The sequence below is a fragment of the Trueperella bernardiae genome, assembly GCF_001469025.1.
Taxonomy (GTDB): domain Bacteria; phylum Actinomycetota; class Actinomycetes; order Actinomycetales; family Actinomycetaceae; genus Trueperella; species Trueperella bernardiae.
Genome location: NZ_LNIZ01000003.1, coordinates 261039 through 284088, shown reverse-complemented (window position 1 = coordinate 284088; position 23050 = coordinate 261039). Strand labels below are relative to the sequence as shown.

Genomic DNA, 23050 nt, shown 5'->3' with positions numbered 1-23050 from the left:
CGGCAGGCAGACACCGTGTCAGCCAACCCGCCGGCCGTGTGGCCGTTAACCGATCAGATCAATGTTGTCCCAACCGTGGCCGCCCTGGATGGGCTTCGCCCAGCCGCTCTTGCCCGTGTTGTAGTAGGTGAACAGGCGGCCGTCGTTGCGAACGCCGACCAGGTCGAAGCGGCCGTCACCGTTCACGTCGCCCGGGATGGTCGCCTGGACGAAGCTCGACCAGCCGTGGCCGATCTGAGCCGTGTAGGCGATCAAGCCATCGCGGCCGCCCTTGTACAGGAACATCTTGCCATCGTCGCGGATCGCCACGATGTCAGCGTTGCGGTCGCCGCTGAGGTCGCCGGGGCCAAGGATGGTGGCCATCGACGACCAGCCGTGGCCGATCTTCGTGCCAGAGTGCATCCCATTGGCCGTGACGACGTAGCGGTAGAGATCGCCCGTGGCAACGTGGCGTGCCACCACGTACTCGGAGCCCGAGCCTCCCAGCTTGCCGGCGTAGACAATGTTGTCCATGCCGTTCCAGCCATGACCCACCTGCGGGCCCTGGGTCAGGAAACCATCACCCTGAGAGTAGTAGAAGTGCACCGTGCCGTCTGTGTGGCGAACCAGCACGTCCGCACGCCCATCGCCGTTCATGTCCGGGATGGGGGCGAGAGCGGTGAACTCATCCGCGTTGCAGTCGACGATAGCGCCGCCCGCGAAGGTGCCGTTGCCCACAGAGGCGTAGCGGCGCAGACTGTTGTCCTTGTCAACCGCCCACAGGTCAGCAAAACGATCACCCGTGAACTCACCCAACAGGCCCGTGCCACGAGCCGGAATCGACGGACGATCCACGGCCTGGCACGTCCCAGGCTCCGGCTGCGGCTCCGGCTCGGGCTCCGGCTGCGGCTCCGGCTCGGGCTGCGGCTCCGGCGTAGCACAGGTGCCGCCGAGGCGGATCTCGCCAGCGCCACCGAAGACAGCGCCGTTGATGGCATCGAGGCCAACCAGCTTGACGAACTTGCCCTCAACGGCCGGGAACTCCACAACCTGAGGCGCGAGGTCGGCAGTGAAGTTGCCCGTAGCGACCGGATCGCCCCAGTCCTCGCCATCCATCGAGACGTAGATCTCGTAGCCCTTGATGCGACCGTTCGCCGCACCCTGGCGGGTGGTGTACTCGAAACCGGTGAACGTACAGGTCAGGTCGTTATCCGTGACCGCCGCCGGCTCGAGCGTGATGTGGTGCGGGTAGCCCCGCACACTCGGGCTCCACTGGGTGTGCCAGTAGGTGCTGGGATCGCCGTCGATCGCCGCCGCAGCGAAGCCGCTCGGCGCCGGCTCATCGGACGTCTGCTGGGAGCTGAAGTCCGTGACCGTCAGGTCTGACCCACCGATCGGGTTGAGGAGCTCGGCCTTGCTCGGGTCGATGGTCGCGGTCTGCGCGCCCTCGCCCGCCTTGTCGCCGATCATCCAGGTGCCGGTGAAGACCAGATCGCCGGGCTCGGAAGTGCGCGGAGCATCGACCTTCCAGGTCGCCACAGACGCGGCGTCCTTCGTGGCCTCGGTGGCGCCGGCCGTCACCTCCGTGACGGTCCAGCCCTCGGGCGCCTGAAGCTTGTGCGCCACGTCGGTTAGGTCGTCAGCGTAGGAATCCACCGTTGTGGTTACCTCGTAGGTGCGCACGTCGTCGCTCGAGGGCTCAACCTGCTGGACATCCATACTGGTGCCCGGGATCAGCCCGAGGTCCTCCACGCGGAAGTTGTCGATCGTCAGATCGCCCTGGTAGTGGTTGCCCGCCTTGACAATACCGATGAAGGTCGGCTGGGAGCTCGCGCGGAACTGCATCTCGAAGGTCGACGTGCCCTTGCCGGCGTTACCGTCGGCGTCTTGCCAGCCTGTACCGCGGCTCTGCGCGATCGGGTTGCGGGTGTCGATGACTTCCTTCCAGCTATCCCCGGTCGACTCGTCGTGGCCGATGACCAGCTGGTAGTCGCCGTCGTAGCCGGCCTGGTAGTCGAAGCTCACCTTGTAGGTGCGGTTCGCTTCGAGCGGCACCGACGCGGTGGTGGTGCGCAGGATGAGCCCGCCGTTCTCCTGGTGGGCGAGGAGCGACCAGTCGCCGTCGAGCACGTTGTCGATGAGCTTCTGGCCCGCCTCGGTGTTCTGGCCGTTGCGGGTGCCCCACCAGCCGGACTGCGAGTAGGGCTCGTTGCGCAGGGCGAGCTGCGTGCGGGCGTCACCGGTCTGGGTGGAGCCGGTGACGAACGGCCAGTAGCCGGTGTCGGTGTCCTCGAAGTTCGTGAACGCGATGGTCGCGTCTGTCGGGGCCTTGTCGGTCTCCTTGAAGGCCACCATGCGTAGGTCGTCGACCGCCACGGTCGCGTCGCCCTCGCCCACGGTGATGGCGAACGTCATCGCCTTGCCGTCGGTGTGGAAGCGGACGGGCACGCGCTGGAAGCGCGTTTTGAACTTCTCGTCCGACGCCGTGGCATTGATCGCGCCCGACGTGGTGATGGTGGTGGTGGCCACCCCGTCCACGTCCTTCTGGTAGTCGCCCGGTGTCACGACGCCGTCCTTGCCGGTCACGGACACGCTCACCTCGCGCGTCTTACCCGGCTGGATCTCGATCCACGCCCAGGCGGAGTAGTCGCCTTCGGGCAGGGTGATCTCCTGGGAGATCGAGCCCGCGCCCTCGCCGAACTGGGCCTGGTAGTTGCCGCGCTCGGAGGTGGCGACGGTGGCGTCGCCAGTCACGTCGTAACTATCGAGGGTGCCGGAGAAGAAGCCCGGGTCCGCAATTCCGGTGCCCTCGCCCCAGTTCGGGGTGGCGGGTGCGGGAACAGCGCTGCTCGGGTAGAGCACGTAGGCCGTAGTGGCACCGCCGTCGGTAGCCGGGATGGTCACTGAGCCGTCCGAAACCGGCAGGTCGGTGACCTCGGCGCGGCCGGTGGCCGTGAGCTTGAACAGCTTCAGGCTCGACTGCGAGGCCCATGCATTCGTGAGCTTCCAGGTGGTGGCCTCCCCGCTCGGGTTGTAGTAGTACAGGCGATCCTCGCCGCCGTCCTTCCACGGCAGCAAGTAGGTTGCACCGTTCAGCACGGTGGCGCCGTCATAGGTGACCACACGGTCGGTTGCGGAGTCGTACCCGCCAACCGCGGTCTGCGCCGAGGTGACCTCCGTGCCGTTGGCAAAGACCACGCGGCCGGCCTGGCCGTTCGCGGGCTTGGTCCAGGACATGATGTCGGACTGCTGGAGGAACTTCGCCGGGAGGTTCTTCTGCCAGATGCCCTGGATGAAGGTGTTGTAGTTGACGTTGCCCGCCCAGCCCTCGAACTCGCGGACGTTGGTGTTGCCCAGCATCGGATCGGGGTTGAACGTGTCACGGTAAGAGTTTTCCACGAAGCGGATGAGCGTGGAGCTCAGGCCCTTGTTCGTGGTTCCGCCGTAGGGTTCGTCATTGGCCCAGTGGGACCACGTGGACAGGGTGGGAAGCGAATAGGCCCACTCGGAGGCCAGGCGGAAGCCCAGCTCCTGCTGCTGCCTCCACGCGAACGCCTCGGCCTGCCAGCCGCTCTCGTAGTAGACGTCCCAGTAGAGCCAGTTGAGGTTCGAATCGGCCGGGAAGTCCTTGCGCAGCTGCGCCAGGCGCTTGAGCACGTTGCCGGTGGCCAGGTCCTTCTTGTCGTTCATCTTGTAGGACTGGTTCATCCAGCCCCACGCGAGCCGCGGCGGCATGCGCAGCTCACACGGAGCGGCCACGCCGTTCGCGGCATCGTCCACGTAGCCGTTCACCCCGTCAGAGAAGCACTTGGCCTCGGAGTAGGACTCGGTGGCGTTGACATGGATACCGAAGGTGGCATTCCAGGCCTTGCCGGCATCCACGAGCTTCTTGAGGTCGGCAAGGCCGCCGGCGCGCTCGTTGTAGTTGTTGCCGTAGTCGCCCTGGGCCGAGTCGTGGCCCTCGGACTGGTAGCCCTTGAGCAGGACCTGCTGGCCGAGGTTATCCGTGGCGAGCGCGATCCGCTTCGTGTCGTCGAGCGTGCGCAGGAAGGGGTGGGTGGCCTGGGAGACGATGTTGAACGGGATGCGGGTGATGACGGTGTTCTTCGTGTCATTCATGCCGACGAACGGGCGCAGCACGTCGCGCGTGGCGATCGCTGCGTCCTGCCAGTCGACAGCCCCGTCCGCGTTCGCGTCAGCCGTGATCTTGACCTGGATGAAGGGATCAGGCTCTTCCCCGATGCCGCTGCCGTCGTCGTACTGCACGACGGCGCCGCCGCGGTGCACCCATTCGTACGGGGAGATGGTGCCGATGCGGTTGCCATTCTGCTCGCGGACCTGGACCGTGTAGCGGTCATTACCCGAGGTGCCGGACACGGCGGTCTGGTCGTCAATCGCATTGGTCTCGAAACCGGCGGCCAGGCCGTTGCCGGCTGCCACCGCCATCCACACCCGTGCAGTCGTGTCGGCGGTGGACGCGACCGTGAGGAAGCTGTCCGGGTTCGCGGCGCGGTTGGTGTTGATCCGCGCGCCGCCCACCATCGCCGTGGCGTCGGCAACCGAGTCCAGCGACACGAGGTCAAGCCCCGGGATCTGGATGCGGTTGATATTCTTCTCCGGGTCAGTGATGTTCGTGATGCGGTAGTCGAGCACCTGGTCCTTGACCGAGATAACCACATCGAAGGATCCAGACACCGACGGCAGGCTGACCGGGTACGTCACCGCGGTCTTGTCCGCGCTGACGGACGGATCGCCGACGACGACGGGCGTCGCCTTCCCATCAATGTTGACCGAGGTCAGCGCATCGCCGAACTTGCCGGGCATCTGCTTCTCACCCAGCTGGTAGTCCACCACCTGCGGGAAGGCGGGGTGGGTGTGAACGGTGAGCTGGCCGTCCGTGATTTCGGGCGCACCCTCGGGGATAACGACCTCGAGAGGAGCGGCCGGCTCCGGCTCGGTGCCTGGCTCGTTTTCAGCGGCGGTGAAGGCCGCGAACTCGGACAGCGCGGCCACCTGCTCCGCGCTGTCGTTGCCGCCCCATGTGCTGTTAATAGTCACCGCCACGCAACGTGCGGCGGTCGGCTCGAAATCGACGTTGACCGGCGCAAGCTTGCCGGCATCCGGGGCCGCGGGGATCGACTCGTCCGCCACGGACTCAAAATCGGGGACCGAGTCTTTACTGGCGTAGGCCTCCGGGTTCGCGCACTCCGCGTCAGTAGAAACGGAGACGTTGAAATTGCCGAACCGGCCCGAACCGTTAGAGGACTGGCGCGGGGTCAGCACGATACGGCCGAGCCCCTCCACGCTCTCGCCAAGGTCCACGACGAGCTTGTGAGGTAGCGGATCCTTCGCAGGGTTCCACTTCGTGTGCCAATAAGTGTCAGTGTTGCCGTCGAGAACGAGCTTCGCCGGGCCGTTGGCACCTTCGCCCGTGGTCTCGACCGAGTCCGCGTAGGCCACAGACATCCCCGTCTGCGGTATCGGTGAGTATGTATAAGTTACGCCAAAGGCGGGGGCTGTGATCCCGCCTATCGCCAGCGCTGCACCCGCGATGAGCGCCGCACTTCGTTGTGGAGATGATCGCATGTTTTATTCCTGTCGCTGGATTTGTGATCTGTAAAGCCAGCTTGAACGTCAATGTTCACGGCTTCACGCTTCCAGCCTAGACCATGGGAGAACTCATTTCAGCAAAACTGGCAAAATTCGACCACGTCAAAACCGTTCTTTTGCCATATTGGCCAAACCTGCGCGACCACGGGGACCAGGAAACGGGGAGGGAGCCCGCCCGGACTCCCTCCCCTGCCTGCGACCCAGCGCCAGCTACTGGCCGTCGATCTCCTGCTGAGCCTTGACCGCGTCGTCGATCGCCTTCTCCAGCGCCTCCTGAGCCTTGCCGTAGTCCGCCCAGTTGCCCGCGTCCAGCGCGGCCTTCGAATCCTCGATGGCCTTCTTCGCCGAATTCAGCGCGCTATCGAGCCGCTCCTGCACGCTACCCGGCACTGGCGCGATCGGCGCCTGGCTCGGCTCGCTGCGGGGATCCTCAGTCGGCTCCGTGCTCGGCTCCTCCGGCGGCGTCGCACCCTCGAGCGGGGCCTCCTTTTCGCCCACGACGCCGGCATCGCCCGCGTTCACACCCGAATCACCGCCGAAGACCTGGTCGAGGGACTCATCCAGCGTGGGCGCGAAGCCCACGTTGTCACCAAACAGGGTGAGCACGTACTGCAGGGTCGGGTACTGAGTACCCGAGGACGCCTGGACGTAAACCGGCTGGACGTAGAGCAGGCCGTCACCCACGGGCAGCGACAGGAGGTTGCCGCGCATGATCTCCGTGCCGCCCTGCTGGAGCAGGTTGAGATCCGTAGACACCTTCGGGTTGGCCAGCATCGTGTTCTGCGCCTGGCCGGGGCCGGGCACCGTCAGGTCTCGCGGCAGCTCGAGCAGGCTGAGCTTGCCGTAACCTTCGCCCTTGACGCCCCTCTCGTTGCCGGCGTCGCCGGATGCGGCAAGGAAGCCGGTCATGACGTTACGGTTCGTCTGGCCGCCCGGAATGTAGGACGTGGTGAGCGAGAACGCCGTCTGGTCCTCCCCCGGCATCTTGAGGGTGAGGTAGTACGGGGGCTGCTTCGGGGTGGTGGGGCTGGCGGCCTTGGTCGGCTCCAGCGGCACGTTCCAGAAGTCGCCGCCCGAGTAGAACGACTTCGCGTCCGTCACGTGGTAGCGCGCCAGCAGGGTGCGCTGGATCTTGAACAGGTCCTCCGGGTAGCGCACGTGGGCGATCAGATCGCCCGGCATCTCGGACAGCTCGGTGATCTGGCCGGGGAAGATGGACTTCCAGGCGTTGATGATCGGATCGTCGTTGTCCCACTGGTAGAGGGTGACCGAGCCGTCGTAGGCGTTGACCACGGCCTTGACCGAATTGCGAATGTAGTTGATTTCCTCCGGGCGCGGCTGACCCAGGCCGGTCGTCGTCGCATCCGCGGTGGCCTCGGTCAGGGTCTCGCGCGCCGAGTAGGGGTAGTTGTTCGACGTCGTGTAGCCGTCGATGATCCACACCAGGTCCTTGCGGGTGGACGGATCGTTGTCCATGTCCACCACCGCGGGCACGGCCTTCGTATCCAGGGTCAGGTACGGAGCTACCTTGCGCACGCGCTCGTGCGGGTCGCGGTTGAACAGGATCTGGGAATCGGAGGTGACGCGGTCAGAGAAGAACAGTTCGGTCGACCTCATCCGGATGGCGTACATGAGCCGCTCGAAGGCGTTGCCCACGCTCGGCCCGCCGTTACCGGTGTAGGTGTTCATCACCTGACCGTTCGGGGCCGTGTCGTCCGGGTAGTCGAGCTCCCACGGGTCCGAGCCCTCCGGTGCGCCCACGATCGAGTACGACGGCGACTGCTGACCGAAGTACACGCGTGGCTCGTAGTCGCCGAGCTGGCCCGTGGACGGGATGCCGGCCTCCCAGAACGCCGGGTCGCCACGCGAAGTAATCGTGTTGCCGTAGGCGGCCGCCACGCCGAAGCCGTGGGTGTAGACCGTGTGGTCGTTGACCCAGGAACGACGCTCGGCGTCCAGACCCCCGAGGTTGAGCTCGCGCACCGCGATCACCGTGTCGCGCGTCTGCCCGTCGATCTCGTAGCGGTCAACCGTGAGCGGGTCCTTGAACTGGTAATACTGCCGGTTCTGCTGGAGCTGGTTGAACGAGGGATCCACGATGTTCGGATCGAGCAGGCGGATCTGCGCCGCCGTCTCCGAGTCCTTGCGCAGCTGGCCCGGCTCGACGTCGGTACGCGCGTCATACTGCTGGGTCTCAACGTGGGCCATGTCGTAGGCCTTGAGCGTGGCGTCAATGTTGCGCTGAATGTAGGTCGATTCGAGCTCGGCCGCGTTCGGGCGCACCTTGAAGTTCTCCACGAGCGCCGGGTAAAGCATCGTCACCACGAGGGCCGTGGCCACCGTGGAGGCGATGCCGATGACGGCTGGCTTCCAGCGGCGCTGCACCGCGGCGACCACGAACAGTCCCGCCACGAGCACCACCACAATCGCCAGGATCGTCAGGCCCGGCTTGGAGGCGTTGATGTCGGTGTAGGTGGCGCCGGAGAAGCGCTGGTTATTGCCCAGCAGCAGGTCATACCGGGCGAGCCAGTAGTTGACGGCAATCATGAGCGTGCCGATCGCGAGCAACACGCCGGCGTGTGCCTGGGCCTTTTTCGACACGGTAAATCCGCGCTGACCCGCCCCGATATCGCCCGTCATCCAGTAGACCACGGCCCCCACCATGAACGATAGGATCACCAAGGTCACCATGAAGCTCATGATCGTGTGGATCGCGGGCAGGGAGAAGACATAGAAGGACACGTCCAGGCCGTATTCGGGGTCCGCCTCCCCGAACGAGGAGCGGTTGATCCACAGAAGGAAGGTCTGCCAGTTGCCGGCCAGGCCCGCGCCGAACAGCAGGGAGACCACCGCGGGCACCACGCCGAAGGTCAGCCACTTGCGCCCCAGCAGCGTGTCGCGGAAGTTGTTCCCGTCGAGGTTAATGACGTTCTCCGGCGTCTTGCGCTCGCGCACCGCGATCCACAGGTTGAGCACGACGACCCCGAACACCAGCACGAATCCGATCGCGCCGAGGGCGATCGACGCGCCGTACTGGGTCCAAAACACGCGCGCGGCCTCAATCTGTTCGTACCACTTGAGCTCGGTCCAAAAACCGGCAAAGCCGATGAGCGCAAACACCAGCAAGCCGAGCACGATCAGCGTGGGGATGAACGCTCCTGGCCGGGCCCGATGCTCCTTTTCGGTGGATGTAGTCAAGATAAACCTCGTTTCATGGCCGCGTTTTGCGGGCATTTCGGCACGTTAGAACTGACAAAACCGTATAACATCTGCCGCGCGGGGCGCCATGCGGTTCACCTAAGAGCTTGCCGGTGGCGTGTGGTAAGAATAGGCCGTGACTGAAAATACGAAGACCCCCATGACTCGTTCGTTGGAGAAGTCCACCTTGGAGATCGAGCGGCACGTGGCCACCGGCGGCTGGGATGCCCCGATCCGGCTCTTCGCCCTCGCACTCGCCAAGAATGCGCTCGCCCAGCATCCCGAGCTCGCCGGCGAGCTCCCATCGGACGTCCAGGCCGACGCGATCAACGACGAGACCACCCTGTTCTCCATCGAGCAGGAGGGCCTGCCCCCGGTGGATACGCTCGAGGAGCTCCTGGGCCGCATCGTCTGGCCCGCCGACGTCGATGGCGCGGCCCTCGCCGTGGAGCGCATCATTCTTCCGCCCAGCGCCGAGGTGACCCTGCCCGAAGACCCGGTCGAAGCCGAGAAGATGCTGGCCGAACACCCGGATCGGCAGGACGTGCGCATCGTCGCCTCCGTCCTTCGCACGGGCGAGAGCTGGTGCGCGATCCGCATGCGCAAGTTTGACGACGACGCCAAGGTCCTCTCCGGCGCCAACCTCATCCCCGGCATCGTCGAGGGGCTGAAGATGGGCTTCGCCGAGCAGCCCTAAGCGCTGGCTCAGCCTCCGCCGCCGGGCGGCGGGCCGCAGGCGCTTAGCCCTCCGGGTTCACTTCGGGCAGCGCCGAGCAGGGCGTGAGCGAGCTCGTGTCACCCGCGCCGATCGCCTCGACGGCGGCGATGGCCTGGTCGATCGTGCGCACGGCCCAGATATTCAGACCGTCGAGCTCGTACCCGATCGTCTCGGGGCAGTTGTAGGCGGGGGCAATGAAGTCCGTGGCGCCGGCCGCGCTTGCCCCCGCGAGTTTGTGGCGGATCCCCCCGATCGGCTCGATGTCGCCATCCCAGGCGATGGCACCCGTGCCGGCGATCACCGCATCCCCGCCCAGCGAGCCGGGCGTGACGGCGTCGTAAATGGCGAGGGTGAACATCGTGCCGGCCGAGGGCCCGCCGATCCCCTCCACCTCGTAGGTGGCCTGCGCGGGCAGCTGAACATCAGCGACCGAGACGTAGATTCCGAGCACCGAGCCGGGGTGGACCCAGCCGGTGACGTCGGGCTCGAAGCCGCGGGTCGTCGTCGTGACCTCTTGCTCCGAACCGTCGCGCTCGATCGTCAGCGTCACCTGCGTACCGGGCGCCGTATCGTCGAGCACGTTGGTCATCTGGCGGAAGGTTCCGATCGTGGCCGTGCGCTCCGGCGTCGTGATCGCGCGCAACACGTCGCCCTCCTGCAGGATCGCTTCTGCCGGGGAGCCCTCGGGCACGCCCGCCACGCTCAGCGTCATCGACACGTCCATCCCCGCCTCCTCGAAGGCGACCGCGGCGGCCGTGTCCTGCGAACTCGTCATGAGCTGAACGTTTTGCTCGTTGACCTCGCTCGAGGACACCTCCTTGGGATAGTACGCGCGCACCGGCACCACCTCGTCTGAGGTCAGGAGCGCCGAGGCCACCACGGCACCCGAGATGCCGGCGTCGGCGTTGCCCAAGGCGTTGACGGTGGTCATGAGGAAATGCGTGCCCGAATCGAAGGTCTGCGTGCCCCCGACCGTCACCAGGTTCTCCCCGTGCTCGGTCACGTCCAGGACCGGGCCGGGGCGCTGCACCATATACGACGACGGCAGCGCGGCACCCGCCGCGAGCAGAACGGCGAAGATGCCACCCGAGATGACGGTCTTGGAGGGGCGAGAAGTGAACATGTGATCCTCTTTCCGGAACTTCGCGCTCGGCGCACCGCCCCGCGTTGTCCGGTGCGGCGGACTGCTACTACCCTATAGTGAATCCAAGGAGGAAAAATGAGCAATAGCGACATGGGCCCGGGCAACGACGGTTGGCAGGACCGCCTACGCGCCATCCTCGGCCCGGAGGCCGCCGACCGGCTCATTGAGCAAATCAGGAATCAGGGCCAGGATCCGGATCAGTTCATGTCCCAGATGCTCAACCCAGCAAACCTCGCACTTGTGACGAATCAAATTCAGCAGATGCTCGGCTCCTCGGGCGAGGGGCCGGTGAACTGGAAGCTGGCCGAGCGCGTGGCGCGCGAAACGATCACCAATCAGCACCTTGATCGGCTCACCGCCGACACCGCCGATAGGACCCGCGCCTCCCTGCGCACGGCCTCCCTGTGGCTGGACGCCGCCACCGCCCTCGACCCGACGACGGGCCCTAACATGGCCCTGTCCCGCCTCGACATGCTGGCCCATTCCCTGTCCACTTTCCGCAGGCTGCTCGAGCCGGTGGGCTCCAACGTCTCGCGCGCCTTTTCTGAGATCTTCCGCGAGCAGGCCGAGCACATACCCCCACAGATGGCCGGCTTGTTCGGCGACCCGGGCGGCTTCGTGAACAAGATGATCGCCTCCGTGCTCGGCGTACAATACGGCGGGGCGCTGGCGGAGCTCGCGGCCGAGAGCTTCGGCTCCACCGACACGGGCGTTCCGCTCATGGAGGGGTCCTCGGCCGTGCTCGTGCCCACGAACGTGGCGGGCTTCGCCAAGGACCTCGAGATCCCGGACGAGGAAGTGCTGTTATTTGCCGCCGTTCGCGAGGCCGCCGCCGCGCGCCTCTACACGCGCGTGCCCTGGCTGCGCCCGCGAGTCATCGACACGATCGCCCAGATCGCCTCCGGCTTCGAGATCGACATGGAAACGATCGAGGAACAGGCCCGCGGCCTGACCGAAGGCATGTCCTTCGACCCGTCCTCCATGCCCGAACTCGACATGTCGAAGGTATTCGTGCTCGACCTGTCCGAAGAGCAGGAGGATTCCGTGGCGCGCCTTCAGCTCCTCCTGTCACTGGTGGAGGGCTGGGTCAGCGAGGTCACCGCCCGCGCCGTGGCACCGCACCTGCCCAACGCCGTGGCCCTGCGCGAACTGTTCACCCGCCGCTACGCCACCGACAACCCTGCCAAGCACGTGTGGCAGGCCCAGCTCGGCATCGAACTCACCCCGCGCCTGCAGCGCGAGGCCGCCGCGTTCTGGCAGCAGGCCGAGTTCCGCGTGGGGATCGACGAGCGCGACGCCCTGTGGGCTCACCCCGACCTCCTGCCCACCTCCGCCGCGCTCGACAACCCGGCCGCCTTCTTCGGCCCGGACGTGGCAAGCGTGGAGGCCGAGCTCGATTCCTTCCTCGAGGACCTCTTCAACGACGAGAACCAGGGCCAGGCCCCGCACGAGCCCGGCTTCGGCGACGTGGAGTAGCCCGGCTGGCAGAGGGCGGCGCGAGCTGAGAGAGCTCCGCGCAGGGCGAGGGCCGAGGGAGGCGAGTGCCACGAACGAGGCGAGTCCCGCGAGCGCGCGGCAGTTTTCCACAGCGGTGCATTGCCGGGGCGCGCGCCCGGCGTTTTGACTAGCGTGTGCCTCATGCAGCTGACCACTGGAGTGTTTTGGACGGGACCGTGGCGTGCCCAGATCGGGATCGACCCGCGCATCGGCCTCAGCCTTGACGGGCTGAGCAAGGCCGAGCTGTCGTTCGTCGACACCCTCACCCTCCCTCAGGAACGGCCCGAGGTGGAGGTGCGGGCCAAGGCCGCCGGCATCTCCCGAAAGCGGCTGGCCGCGCTGCTTGGGATGCTCACCGACGCCGGCGTGCTTGACCAGCGCCCCTCCTCCGGGATGGACCACGCGCCGTGGCGGCGCATCCGGCAGGATTCGCCGCGCCGCCAGAACTGCCACGTCCACATCCACCGCGCCGACTACCTGGGCGCCGGCATCGCGATCGCGCTCGCCCGTTGCGGGGTGGGCAAGATTACTACAGATGACGCCGGCGCGGTCGGCTACAGCGATCATCCCACGATGACCTCGCTCGGCTTGGGCAGGGGGCGGGCCGCCGCGCTCAAGACCCTGCTGCGCCGGGAGGCGCCCACCATCCAGACCGCGGGGGTGGACATGGGGGTACGCCCGCCAGACGTGGTGGTGGTCAGCGGCACGTATGCCACCGACCCGGTGAGCGTGGGCATGTACCTGGGCCAGTCCGCGCCCGTCTACCAGACCTGGATCGAGGAGGTGGACGTTTTCGCCGGTCCGCTCTCAATCCCTCACGAGTCGGCGTGCGGCACTTGCCTCATGCTGCACCGCGCGGATGCGGACCCGAATTGGACCGACCTCATCCAGCAGGCCTGCTCGGCCACGCCCCTCATGCCCGAGTCTTCCTCGGCGATGATGGTGATCTCGCTGGCCGTGCGCGACATCGTGGCCTACCTGGACGGCGGGCCCGTACCCCACATGTGGAAGGTGGGGCCGGCACCGCATCCGCCCGAGCCGATGGTGCTCCAGCCCCACCCCAAGTGCGGGTGCACGCTCAGCACCGCGTGAACCGGCTTCGGCTAGCGCCCGAAGCCGATGGGCTTGTCCCCCACGATGGCGAGCAGGTCGAAGCCGTAGTCGGTGAGCTTGCGGGTACCGATCCCGCGCACACGGCCGAGCTCGGCCAGGTCGCGCGGCTTCTTCACGGCGATCTCGCGCAACGTCACGTCGTGCAAGATGAGGTGGGCGGGTTTGCCCGTCTCCTGCGCCTTGGCCAGCCGCCACATGCGCAGCTCCTCAAACAGCGCCACGTCGTCAGGATTCTCCGCCGCCCACTGCTCCTTGGCCGCCTTCGAGCTGGCCCGCCGCGAGCGCGTGGAGCGCGATTCGGGCTGGGGCCAGTGCTCGTCGAGAAAGCGGGTGAGTTTGCGCTTGGACCGGCCCCGGTTGCCTTCCGCATAGGAGATGAAGAGCTCTTCGCGTGCGCGGGTGATGCCCACGTAGAGCAGGCGGCGCTCCTCGGCCACCGCTTCGGGGCTGGAGGCGTGGGAGATCGGCATGAGCCCCTCGCTCATGCCGGCGAGGAACACGGCTCCCCACTCCAGACCCTTGGCGGCGTGGAGGGAGGAGAGGGTGACAGCGTTGGTGGTGGGTTCGTTGCCCAGCTCCGCGCGCTCCTCGAGCTCGGCCACGAACTCGGCCACGCTCGCGTGGCGCCTGTCCCACATGGCCTGGGCCAGCTTGAGCAGAGCGTTCTGGGACTCCCAGCGCTCCTTGGCCGCCCCCGCCTCGGGCGCCTCGGGCCGCCAGCCCATCCCAAAAAGCGTGTCCTCCACAATCTGCGGCAACTCCCCTGCCACCGCCCCACGCGCGGCGGCGCGCAGGGCCACCATCGCGTCCTTGACCTCGCGGCGCATGAAGAAGCGCTCCGACCCCTTCATCTCGTACGGGATGCCCGCATGGGCGAGCGCGGTCTCAAACTCCTGGGATTGGGCGTTCGTGCGGTAGAGGATCGCCATGTCGGAAAAGTCCATGCCCAACTCGCGCAGGGTAAGGATCTTGCCGGCGATGCCGACCGCCTCGTCGGCGTCGTCGGCATACATGGAGTACGTGACGGGCCGGCCGGACTTTAGCGCCGAGACGAGCTGGACGGCGGCGGCGTTGTGGTCGGATTCGATGACGGCGTTGGCGAGCTCCACGATCTGCGGGGTGGAGCGGTAGTCGCGGTTGAGCTTGACCGTGCGCGCCCCGCGGAACTCCTGCGTGAAGCCCTCCAGATACCGGGCGGAGGCCCCGGTGAAGCTGTAGATGGTCTGCGACACGTCACCCACCACGCACAGGTCCCGCCGATCGCCCAGCCACAGCTGGAGCAGGCGGTGCTGCATGGGCGACACGTCCTGGTATTCGTCCACCACGAAGTGCTGGTACTGTTTGCGGATCGTGGCCGCGATGTCGGGCCGATCACGCATGATGCCAATAAGGATGACGATGACGTCCTCGAAATCAATGACGGCGCGCTCGGACTTGACCTCCTCATAGGCCCTGATGAGCGCGGCGATCTCCGCGTGCGAATAGCCGGCCACCTCCGGGCGAAGCTGGGAGGCGGCCTCGCGTTCGTAGTCCCCCGGCGCGATGAGCGAGACCTTCGACCACTCGATCTCGGCCGCCATGTCGCGCACCGAGACCTTGTCCACGCTCATTCCCAGCCGAGCGGCGGCGCTCGCCACCAGGTTGACCTTCGACTCCTTGATCTCCGGCACCCGCCCGCCGATCGCGTTCGGCCAGAAATAACGCAGCTGGCTCAGCGCCGCCGAGTGGAAGGTGCGGGCCTGGACGGTGGGCACCCCCAGGTCGCGTAATCGCGAGCGCATCTCACTGGCCGCCCGGTGGGTGAAGGTGACGGCCAGGATGTTCGTGGGCCGCTGCTGGCCCGAGTGCACGGCATAAGCGATGCGGTAGGTGATCGCGCGGGTCTTGCCTGTGCCGGCGCCGGCCAGCACCGCCATCGGCCCGCTCACGTTTTCGGCCACCTCGCGCTGGCGCGGGTCCAGGTGGCTCAGTAGCTCCTCGGCATCAAACACGTGCCCCTCCTCTTTCTAGCGGTCCGCCCAGCCAGTCCTCGATGAGGGCGCGAGCCACGGACGTGGGCCCGGGCATCGAGGCGGGGTTGTCCGCGTACATCTGGCGTAGCTCGGCGCGCGTGACGAACATGGCCGCCACCACCTCCACGCCGTCGGGCCTCAGCTCCGGCGCCTCCTGCGCCGTCCAACCGCGGAAGCCCACCATGAGCGAGCGCGGGTAGGGCCAGGGCTGGGAGGCGAAGTATTCCAGGCGCCCCACCTCGATCCCTGCCTCCTCCAGGACTTCGCGGCGCACCGCGTCCTCCAAGGTCTCCCCGGCCTCCACGAAGCCGGCCAGGGTGGAAAAGCGCCCGGCGGGCCAACTGCGGTTACGCCCGAGTAGCAGGCGGTCCGCCCCGTCCCGGATCGCCATGATGACCGCCGGGTCCATGCGCGGGAAGATCACGTGTCCGCCCGGGCAGCGCATCTGCCAACCCGATTCGACCAGCTCTGCGCGCTGCCCGCACATGGGGCAGTACGGCGTGCCATGCCAGTTGAGGAGCGCCATCGCTTCCATCGCCAGCGCCGCCTCGGCCTCGTTCAGCAGGTGGCCAACCTCCCGCAACGGCGCGAAGCGCAAGCCGGCCAGCTCGCCCTGCCACGCGCGATCAACGCTGAGCGCCCCAGCATCGACGCCGAAGTACGGCCGCCCCTCGAACACGCCGAGGTAGGACGGTTCAGGCGCGCCCAGCTGCTGGAACTGGCCGCGCGTCAAAAACACGAGCGCACCGTCGAACGGCACGTCCCCCTCCTGAATTAAGAGGTATCGTCCGCGCGGATCGGCCAGCCCCGCCCGCGGATCAGACCTGCTCTCCGCGTCCCGCTGGCCGATCGCCCGCCGCTCGCTCAATTTTCCGTACATCGTGCCTCCTTCCCCCTCCACTCTACTGCGCCCCTCCGACACTGCCGGAGGCCAGCCCGCTACCGATTCACACCATAAACTGCCACAATAGGGTTCGTGACTTCCCAGCAATCCACAAAGCCCGTGTCGCGCTATACCGCGCGCGAGCCCGAGCCGTCGTTGCCCGTCACGGGCCCGGTTCGCCTCGGCGCGCACCTTACCGGCCATGGGGTCGACGTCGCCGTCATGGCCTCGCACGCTACGGCAGTGGACGTCTGCTTCGTGGACGCAAGCGTCTACCACACCTCCGAGCGCCGCTTCCGCCTGCGCCGCGGTGACCACGGCGTGTGGTCGGGGCACGTGCCCGGCATCCGCGCCGGCCAGGCCTACGGTTTTCGCGTGCACGGGCGCTGGGACCCGGCCCAGGGCCTCCTGCACAACCCCGCCAAGATCCTCCTCGATCCCTACGCGCGCGCCATCACCCGCACCCCCGAACTCCACCCGGCGCTCTACTCGCACGTCGTCGACGCCGACCTCAAGCCGGACCCGTCACACCAGGCCGACCAGCGCGATTCGGCGGAGGTAACGGCGCTCGGCGTCGTGGTCGAAGATCAGCCCCTGGAGATCCATCGGCCGAACGTGCCGTGGGACCAGACGGTCATCTACGAGGCGCACGTGGTCGGGCTGACGAAGGCCCTGCCCGGCATCCCCGAGGAGCTGCGCGGCACGTACGCCGGCGCCGCCCACCCTGTCACGATCAACCATCTCAAGAGCCTGGGCGTCACCGCGATCGAGTTCCTGCCGATCCACGCGAAGATGAGCGAACCCTTCCTGTCCGTCCAGGGAAAGGAAAACTACTGGGGGTACAACACCCTAAGCTTCTTCACCCCCGAGCCCTCCTACGCGATGGAATCCTCCCGGGCCGCCGGGCCGCAAGCGGTGATCGACGAGGTCAAGGGCATGGTCAAGCTCCTGCACGACGCGGGGATTGAGGTGCTGCTCGACGTCGTGTACAACCACACGTGCGAGGCAGGCTCCGATGGGCCCACCGTGTCCTGGCGCGGGCTGGACAACTCGATGTACTACCGCCACGATTCCCAGCGGCCGGGCCAGCTCATCGACACCACCGGTTGCGGCAACTCCCTTGATTTCCGCCGCATGCCGGTCATCCGGCTGACCCTGGATTCGCTGCGCTACTGGGTGGAGCACATCGGGGTGGACGGTTTCCGCTTCGACCTTGCGGTCACGCTCGGGCGCGAGGGCGATTCGTTTAACCACATGCACCCGCTCTACGTGGCGATGGCCACCGACCCGATCCTGTCCCAGGTCAAGCTCATCAACGAGCCGTGGGACCTGGGGCACGGCGGCTGGCGCACCGGCCAGTTCCCGCCGCCGACCGCGGACTGGAATGACCGCTTCCGCGACACACTGCGCTCGTTTTGGGTCACGGAGCCGGCCGCGATCGTCCACGGTGGCCAGGGCGGGGACCAGCGCGACCTCGCCACCCGCATCGCCGGCTCGGCGGACCTGTTCGGGCACGGGCGCATGCCCGGCGGGCGCGGGGTGTATTCCTCGGTCAACTTCATCACCGCCCACGACGGCTTTTCCATGTATGACCTGGTGAGCTACAACCACAAACACAACGAGGGTAACGGCGAGGACAACCGAGACGGCACGGACAACAACCGCTCGTGGAACCATGGGGTGGAGGGCGAGAGCGCCGACCCGAAGATCCTGGCCGCGCGTCGTCAAACCATGCGCAACCTTTTCGCTTCCCTCTTCTTCTCCGTGGGCACGCCGATGATCGCCGCCGGCGACGAGCTGATGAAGACCCAGGGCGGCAATAACAACGCCTACAGCCAAAACGGCGCGGTTTCGTGGATCGACTGGGACCTCGACCAGGACCAGCGCAACATGTTCGACACGGTGGCCTACCTGCTGCGCCTGCGCCGCGACCACCGCACCTTCCGCCCCACGACCTTCTACACGGGCAACACCGCCGACGGCGACGTGATCCCCGACATCACCTGGCTCGACTACACCGGCCAGATGATGCCCGACTACAAGTGGTTTGACCCGAACGTGCGCCTGTTGCAGGCCCTGCGCTCGGGCTTCGGGCAGGACGCGGACGCGCTGATCGTGGCGAACGGCAACGTCACCTGGCGCGTGGTGCAGCTCCCGCAGGGGCGGGGCAACCCGTTCCGTCTCGAGTGGCGTTCCACCTGGGAGACTCCGCGCCGATCGACGCCGACGTACGCGCCCGGCGCCCTCACGCGCGTGCCCCCGCTCTCACTGACACTGTTCTTCGCCAACCCGGCCTAGAAGTTTCGAAACGTCGAGGCGGCCACCTATCATGGGGGCATGACTGATCGCGCTAGCTTTGACATGTCCGATGCCTCCCTCGATCACGCTCGCTCGGTGAGCGCGAAGATCGATCGGGCCATTGCCGAGGACCCTTCCCAGTTCCGTGTGCTCACGGGCGCCCGCCCCACGGGCAACCTGCACATCGGTCACTACTTTGGAGCGCTTCGCAATTGGGTGGACATCCAACGCCGCGGGGTCGATACCTGGCTGCTGATCGCGGACTACCAGGTGATCACCGACCGCGATGAGACGGGCTCGATCCGCGATTCGGTCTACTCCCTTCTCACCGACTACCTGGCGATCGGCATGGATCCGGAGGCGACCACGATCTTCGCCCACTCCCAGGTGCCCGAGCTCAACGAGCTCCTCCTGCCCTTCCTTTCCCTCGTGACCGACGCCGAACTGCGCCGCAACCCCACCGTCAAGGCCGAGCTTGAGGCGACGGGCGGGCGACCCATGTCCGGCCTGCTGCTGACCTACCCGGTCCACCAGGCGGCCGACATCCTGTTCTGCAAGGCCAACCTGGTGCCGGTTGGCAAGGACCAGCTCCCCCACCTGGAGCAGGCGCGCGTGATCGCGGACCGATTCGAGGCCCGTTACGGCCACAAGGGCGAGTCCCGTGTGTTCCCGCGCCCGCAGGGCCTGCTGTCCGAGGCCGAGTCGGTGCTCGGGCTGGACGGGGCGAAGATGAGCAAGTCGCGCCACAACACGATCGAGCTGGGGATGAGCGCGGATGAGACGGCCAAGCTCATTAAGAAGGCCGTGACCGATTCGGAGCGCTTCATCACGTTTGATCCGGAGGGCCGCCCCGAAGTGTCCAACCTCCTGCTGTTGGCGGGCCTGGCCACCGGCCGCGACCCGCGCGAGATCGCTGAGGAGATCGGCAACGGCGGCGGCGGGACCCTGAAGAACGTCGTCACCGAGGCCCTCAACGAGCACTTGGCACCCCTGCGCGAACGCCGCGCCGAGCTTGCAAACGACCCGGCCTACCTCACCTCCGTGCTCGAGCGCGGAGTGGCCCGGGCCCGCGAGCAGGCGGCGCAGACACTCGCGGAAGTTCACGACGCGCTTGGCATGCGTTACTGACGTTTTCTTGCAACAATCCTGGACCAATTTGGAGACGCTTTTTTCGCGGGTATCCTTGGAGCGTTAGGTCTCGTGGACGTCCACGCTTCACTGAAGGGGTTTCATGACTCACGATAATTTGACCGCGACAATTGCGGGCCAGGTCCGTTCCGTCTCTGGCAAGAACGTCCTTTCCGCCACACTGCAGGAATACTGGCAGGGCACCGCGGCCGCCGTCGTCGACCACCTTGCCGACAACTGGCAAAAGACCGAGGAGCGCTACAACGCCTCGCGCATGCAGCACTACTTCTCGGCCGAGTTCCTCATGGGCCGGGCGCTGCTCAACAACCTCAACAACCTGGGGCTGGTCGAGGAAGCCGAACAGGCCCTGGGCGCGTTCGGCCAGAACCTGAGCGACGTCCTGGAGGAGGAGCACGACGCCGCGCTTGGTAACGGTGGCCTGGGCCGCCTAGCCGCGTGCTTCCTCGACTCGTCGGCCACCCAGAACCTGCCCGTGCGCGGGTATGGCATCCTGTACCGCTACGGCCTGTTTAAGCAATTCTTCGAGGACGGCAACCAGGGCGAAGAGCCCGATCCGTGGATGGAGGAGGGCTACCCCTTCGTCATCCGCCGTGAGGAGAACGTCAAGTTCATCAACTACGCCGACCTCAAGGTCCGCGCGATCCCCTACGACATGCCGATCACCGGATATGGCACCGACAACGTGGGCACGCTGCGCCTGTGGAAGGCCGAGCCGATGGCCGACTTCGACTACAACGCGTTTAACTCGCAGGATTTCACGGGCGCGATCGTGGAGCGCGAGCGGGTCAACGACATCTCGCGCGTGCTCTACCCCAACGATTCCTCCTTCGAGGGCAAGGTGCTGCGCGTGCGCCAGCAGTACTTCTTCTGCTCGGCCTCCCTCCAGCAGATCGTGGACAACGAGCTGGCCCAGCGTGGAACGCTGAAGGATTTCGCGACGTTCAACTCGATCCAGCTCAATGACACCCACCCGGTTCTCGCCATCCCCGAGCTCATGCGTATCCTCATGGATGACCACGATTTCGGGTGGGACGAGGCGTGGGAGATCGTGCGCGGCACGTTCGCCTACACGAACCACACGGTGCTGGCCGAGGCGCTGGAGACCTGGGAGGTGTCGATCTTCGACCGGCTCTTCCCGCGCATCCGCGAGATCATCTTCGAGATTGACCGCCGCTTCCGCGAGGAGATCGCAAAGGCCGGCTTCGACCAGGGCAAGATCGACTACATGGCACCCGTGTCCGGCAACCGCATCCGTATGGCGTGGATCGCCTGCTACGCGGCCTTCTCGATCAACGGCGTAGCCGCCCTCCACACGGAGATCATCAAGGCCGACACGCTCAAGGACTGGTACGACGTGTGGCCGGAGAAGTTCAACAACAAGACCAACGGCGTGACTCCGCGCCGCTGGCTTGACCAGTGCAACCCGCGCCTGTCCGCCCTGCTCACCGAGCTGCTGGGCAACGACGAGTGGGTACGCGACCTGGACCTGCTGAAGAACCTCGAGGGCTACCTCAACGACGCCGACGTGCTCGACCGCCTAAATGCGATCAAGCACGCCAACAAGGTGGACTTCGCCGCGTGGATCAAGCACCGCCAGGGCATCGAAGTGGACCCGGACGCTATCTTCGACACGCAGATCAAGCGCCTGCACGAGTACAAGCGCCAGCTACTCAACGCCTTCTACATCCTTGACCTGTACTTCCAGATCAAGGACGACCCGTCGATGGAGGTGCCCCCGCGCGTGTTCATCTTCGGCGCGAAGGCCGCCCCCGGTTACGTACGTGCGAAGGCGATCATTAAGCTGATCAACACGATCGGCGAACTGGTCAATAACGACGACGACGTGGCCGGCCGCCTCAAGGTGGTCTTCGTGGAGAACTACAACGTTTCCCCCGCCGAGCACATCATCCCGGCCACCGACATCTCCGAGCAGATCTCCACCGCCGGCAAGGAGGCCTCGGGCACGGGCAACATGAAGTTCATGATGAACGGCGCGCTCACGCTGGGCACCATGGACGGTGCGAACGTGGAGATCGTGGACGCGGTGGGCAACGACAACGCCTACATCTTCGGCGCCACGGAGGACGAGCTGCCCGAGCTGCGCAAGACGTACGACCCGCGGCGCACGGCCGCCGAGGTCCCCGGCCTACAGCGTGTCATGGATGCGCTGGTGGACGGCACGCTCGACGACGGCGGCACGGGGCTGTTCCACGACCTGCACAATTCGCTGTTCGACGGCTGGGGCGGCGCGGACGAATACTACGTGCTGGGCGACTTCGCCTCCTACCGCGAGACCCGCGATAGGGTGGCGGCTGACTACTTCTCCGACCGTCGCCACTGGGCGGCGATGTGCCTGAAGAACATCATCGAGTCGGGCCGCTTCTCCTCTGATCGCACGATTCGGGATTACGCCCGCGAGGTGTGGAAGATCGAGCCACAGAAGATCTGACGTGTAAAAGCGATCTGATCCCACGGGGTGCCCGCGCGATTGCGCGGGCACCACTGCGTTTCTAGGCGCTACTTGAGGGCAACCCCGTAGAGCATGTCGCTCGGGGGAAGCGCCGGGCAGGCCTCGAGGACGTCGTCGTGGCCGCCCTCGGCTTCGAGAGCAGGCTGGAGGTCGGTGGGGAACCACTCCCGCCCCGAGCCGTCCTCGGCGAAGAAGTTCTGCACGTAGGATTCACGCGAGGGGCGCTTGGAGACGTCCGTCGCATAGCCGTACCCCTCCAGGCACGGAATCATGTACTCGTTCCAGTAGTCGTAGACGAGCCCGACCTGCTCGGCTGACCAGTCGCGGGCGAGGGCCGGGTCGAAGGGAAACTGCATTTGGCACGTGTATCCCGCCAGCTGGAATGCCCGCTCTTGCAACTCGGGATACTTACCATAGGACAGGCCGCCCGTTTGAAGTGCTTTGGCGCTAAAGCCGGCGTCGGTCATACACTCGGCCATCTTCTTTTCTTGTTCTCGGAACGAATCGTAATAGGCGACGACGGGCACATCAGGCAGGCTCTCAAGCAGCTCGGGATCCGTGACGAATTGCCGTGCAACCTCTTTGCGGGTCTGATCCTTCTCGTCCTCGGTCAGCGAGGGGCGCGTAATGGTGACGGTTGGCTCCCACGCCTTGGGATCCCAGTCCCGCGACGGCCCCTCCGAGGTCCCCGTGCCCTCGGACGTCGGGGCGTCGGGCTGTTGTGCCTGGGGAACAGAACAACCCGCGAGCAAAACAGTCACAAGTACGGCACAGAAAGGCTTACGCATGAAAACCATCCTTCAAAGCAATCCGTTATCAACTATGGCAAATCAGACTAAATCTTGCCATCCTACCAAGGCAGTAGTAGGTATCCTTGATGGAAGAATGCCCGACATTTAACCTGAAAGTACCTATTTCAGTGATGATAGAAGGAATAATCTCATGAAGAGATTTGGTAGAGTCGTTGCTGCGACCATGA

At 66.1% G+C, this 23050-nt stretch carries 12 protein-coding genes; 6 read left to right on the top strand and 6 right to left on the bottom strand.

Annotation, left to right across the window (positions count from 1 at the left end; translation table 11 throughout):
* Positions 1-45: 45 nt before the first annotated feature.
* Positions 46-5439 (bottom strand): endo-alpha-N-acetylgalactosaminidase family protein, encoded by a 5394-nt coding sequence (locus AQZ59_RS04600; protein WP_160326870.1) that lies wholly within the window; start codon positions 5437-5439, stop codon positions 46-48.
* A gap of 360 nt (positions 5440-5799) precedes the next feature.
* Positions 5800-8787, bottom strand: coding sequence for a UPF0182 family membrane protein (locus AQZ59_RS04595; RefSeq protein ID WP_236698661.1), 2988 nt, complete (start codon positions 8785-8787; stop codon positions 5800-5802).
* A gap of 160 nt (positions 8788-8947) precedes the next feature.
* Here AQZ59_RS04595 and AQZ59_RS04590 point away from each other — a divergent pair, with 160 nt between their 5' ends.
* Positions 8948-9484, top strand: coding sequence for a PPA1309 family protein (locus AQZ59_RS04590; protein WP_062613490.1), 537 nt, complete (start codon positions 8948-8950; stop codon positions 9482-9484).
* 43 nt (positions 9485-9527) lie between these two features.
* Here the strand turns inward: AQZ59_RS04590 and AQZ59_RS04585 are convergent, their stop codons facing one another.
* Positions 9528-10628, bottom strand: a complete 1101-nt coding sequence (locus AQZ59_RS04585) for a YlbL family protein (protein ID WP_062613489.1) — start codon at positions 10626-10628, stop codon at positions 9528-9530.
* Positions 10629-10724: 96 nt separating this feature from the next.
* Between AQZ59_RS04585 and AQZ59_RS04580 the strand changes: the two genes are divergently transcribed.
* Both AQZ59_RS04580 and AQZ59_RS04575 read left to right on the top strand, forming a co-directional pair.
* Positions 10725-12125, top strand: coding sequence for a zinc-dependent metalloprotease (locus tag AQZ59_RS04580; RefSeq protein ID WP_236698660.1), 1401 nt, complete (start codon positions 10725-10727; stop codon positions 12123-12125).
* A gap of 162 nt (positions 12126-12287) precedes the next feature.
* Positions 12288-13238, top strand: a complete 951-nt coding sequence (locus tag AQZ59_RS04575; RefSeq protein WP_062613488.1) for a hypothetical protein — start codon at positions 12288-12290, stop codon at positions 13236-13238.
* 11 nt (positions 13239-13249) lie between these two features.
* Here the strand turns inward: AQZ59_RS04575 and AQZ59_RS04570 are convergent, their stop codons facing one another.
* Both AQZ59_RS04570 and nudC read right to left on the bottom strand, forming a co-directional pair.
* The gene (locus AQZ59_RS04570; protein ID WP_062613487.1) at positions 13250-15250 is read right to left on the bottom strand and encodes an ATP-dependent DNA helicase UvrD2; all 2001 of its coding nucleotides are present in this window, start codon (positions 15248-15250) and stop codon (positions 13250-13252) included.
* The gene (gene nudC / locus AQZ59_RS04565) at positions 15243-16151 is read right to left on the bottom strand and encodes an NAD(+) diphosphatase (RefSeq protein WP_062613486.1); all 909 of its coding nucleotides are present in this window, start codon (positions 16149-16151) and stop codon (positions 15243-15245) included. Before nudC ends, AQZ59_RS04570 begins: the two co-directional genes overlap by 8 nt.
* A gap of 123 nt (positions 16152-16274) precedes the next feature.
* Here nudC and glgX point away from each other — a divergent pair, with 123 nt between their 5' ends.
* The 3 genes from glgX to AQZ59_RS04550 all read left to right on the top strand — a co-directional run bounded on the left by glgX (position 16275) and on the right by AQZ59_RS04550 (position 22050).
* Positions 16275-18452 (top strand): glycogen debranching protein GlgX, encoded by a 2178-nt coding sequence (glgX, locus tag AQZ59_RS04560; protein WP_062613485.1) that lies wholly within the window; start codon positions 16275-16277, stop codon positions 18450-18452.
* A gap of 39 nt (positions 18453-18491) precedes the next feature.
* Positions 18492-19580, top strand: a complete 1089-nt coding sequence (trpS, locus tag AQZ59_RS04555; protein WP_062613484.1) for a tryptophan--tRNA ligase — start codon at positions 18492-18494, stop codon at positions 19578-19580.
* Between the two features lie 103 nt (positions 19581-19683).
* A complete protein-coding gene (locus tag AQZ59_RS04550; RefSeq protein WP_062613483.1) occupies positions 19684-22050 on the top strand; it encodes a glycogen/starch/alpha-glucan phosphorylase in 2367 nt (788 codons plus the stop codon).
* Positions 22051-22118: 68 nt separating this feature from the next.
* Here AQZ59_RS04550 and AQZ59_RS04545 read toward each other — a convergent pair whose 3' ends face one another.
* Positions 22119-22859, bottom strand: coding sequence for a hypothetical protein (locus AQZ59_RS04545; protein ID WP_062613482.1), 741 nt, complete (start codon positions 22857-22859; stop codon positions 22119-22121).
* Positions 22860-23050: the final 191 nt, after the last annotated feature.

Coding starts and splice junctions, on each gene's coding strand:
- trpS (WP_062613484.1), top strand. CDS start 18,492: ATGACTGATCGCGCTAGCTTTGACATGTCCGATGCCTCCCTCGATCAC.
- AQZ59_RS04590 (WP_062613490.1), top strand. CDS start 8,948: ATGACTCGTTCGTTGGAGAAGTCCACCTTGGAGATCGAGCGGCACGTG.
- AQZ59_RS04580 (WP_236698660.1), top strand. CDS start 10,725: ATGAGCAATAGCGACATGGGCCCGGGCAACGACGGTTGGCAGGACCGC.
- nudC (WP_062613486.1), bottom strand. CDS start 16,151: ATGTACGGAAAATTGAGCGAGCGGCGGGCGATCGGCCAGCGGGACGCG.
- AQZ59_RS04550 (WP_062613483.1), top strand. CDS start 19,684: ATGACTCACGATAATTTGACCGCGACAATTGCGGGCCAGGTCCGTTCC.
- AQZ59_RS04585 (WP_062613489.1), bottom strand. CDS start 10,628: ATGTTCACTTCTCGCCCCTCCAAGACCGTCATCTCGGGTGGCATCTTC.
- AQZ59_RS04575 (WP_062613488.1), top strand. CDS start 12,288: ATGCAGCTGACCACTGGAGTGTTTTGGACGGGACCGTGGCGTGCCCAG.
- AQZ59_RS04545 (WP_062613482.1), bottom strand. CDS start 22,859: ATGCGTAAGCCTTTCTGTGCCGTACTTGTGACTGTTTTGCTCGCGGGT.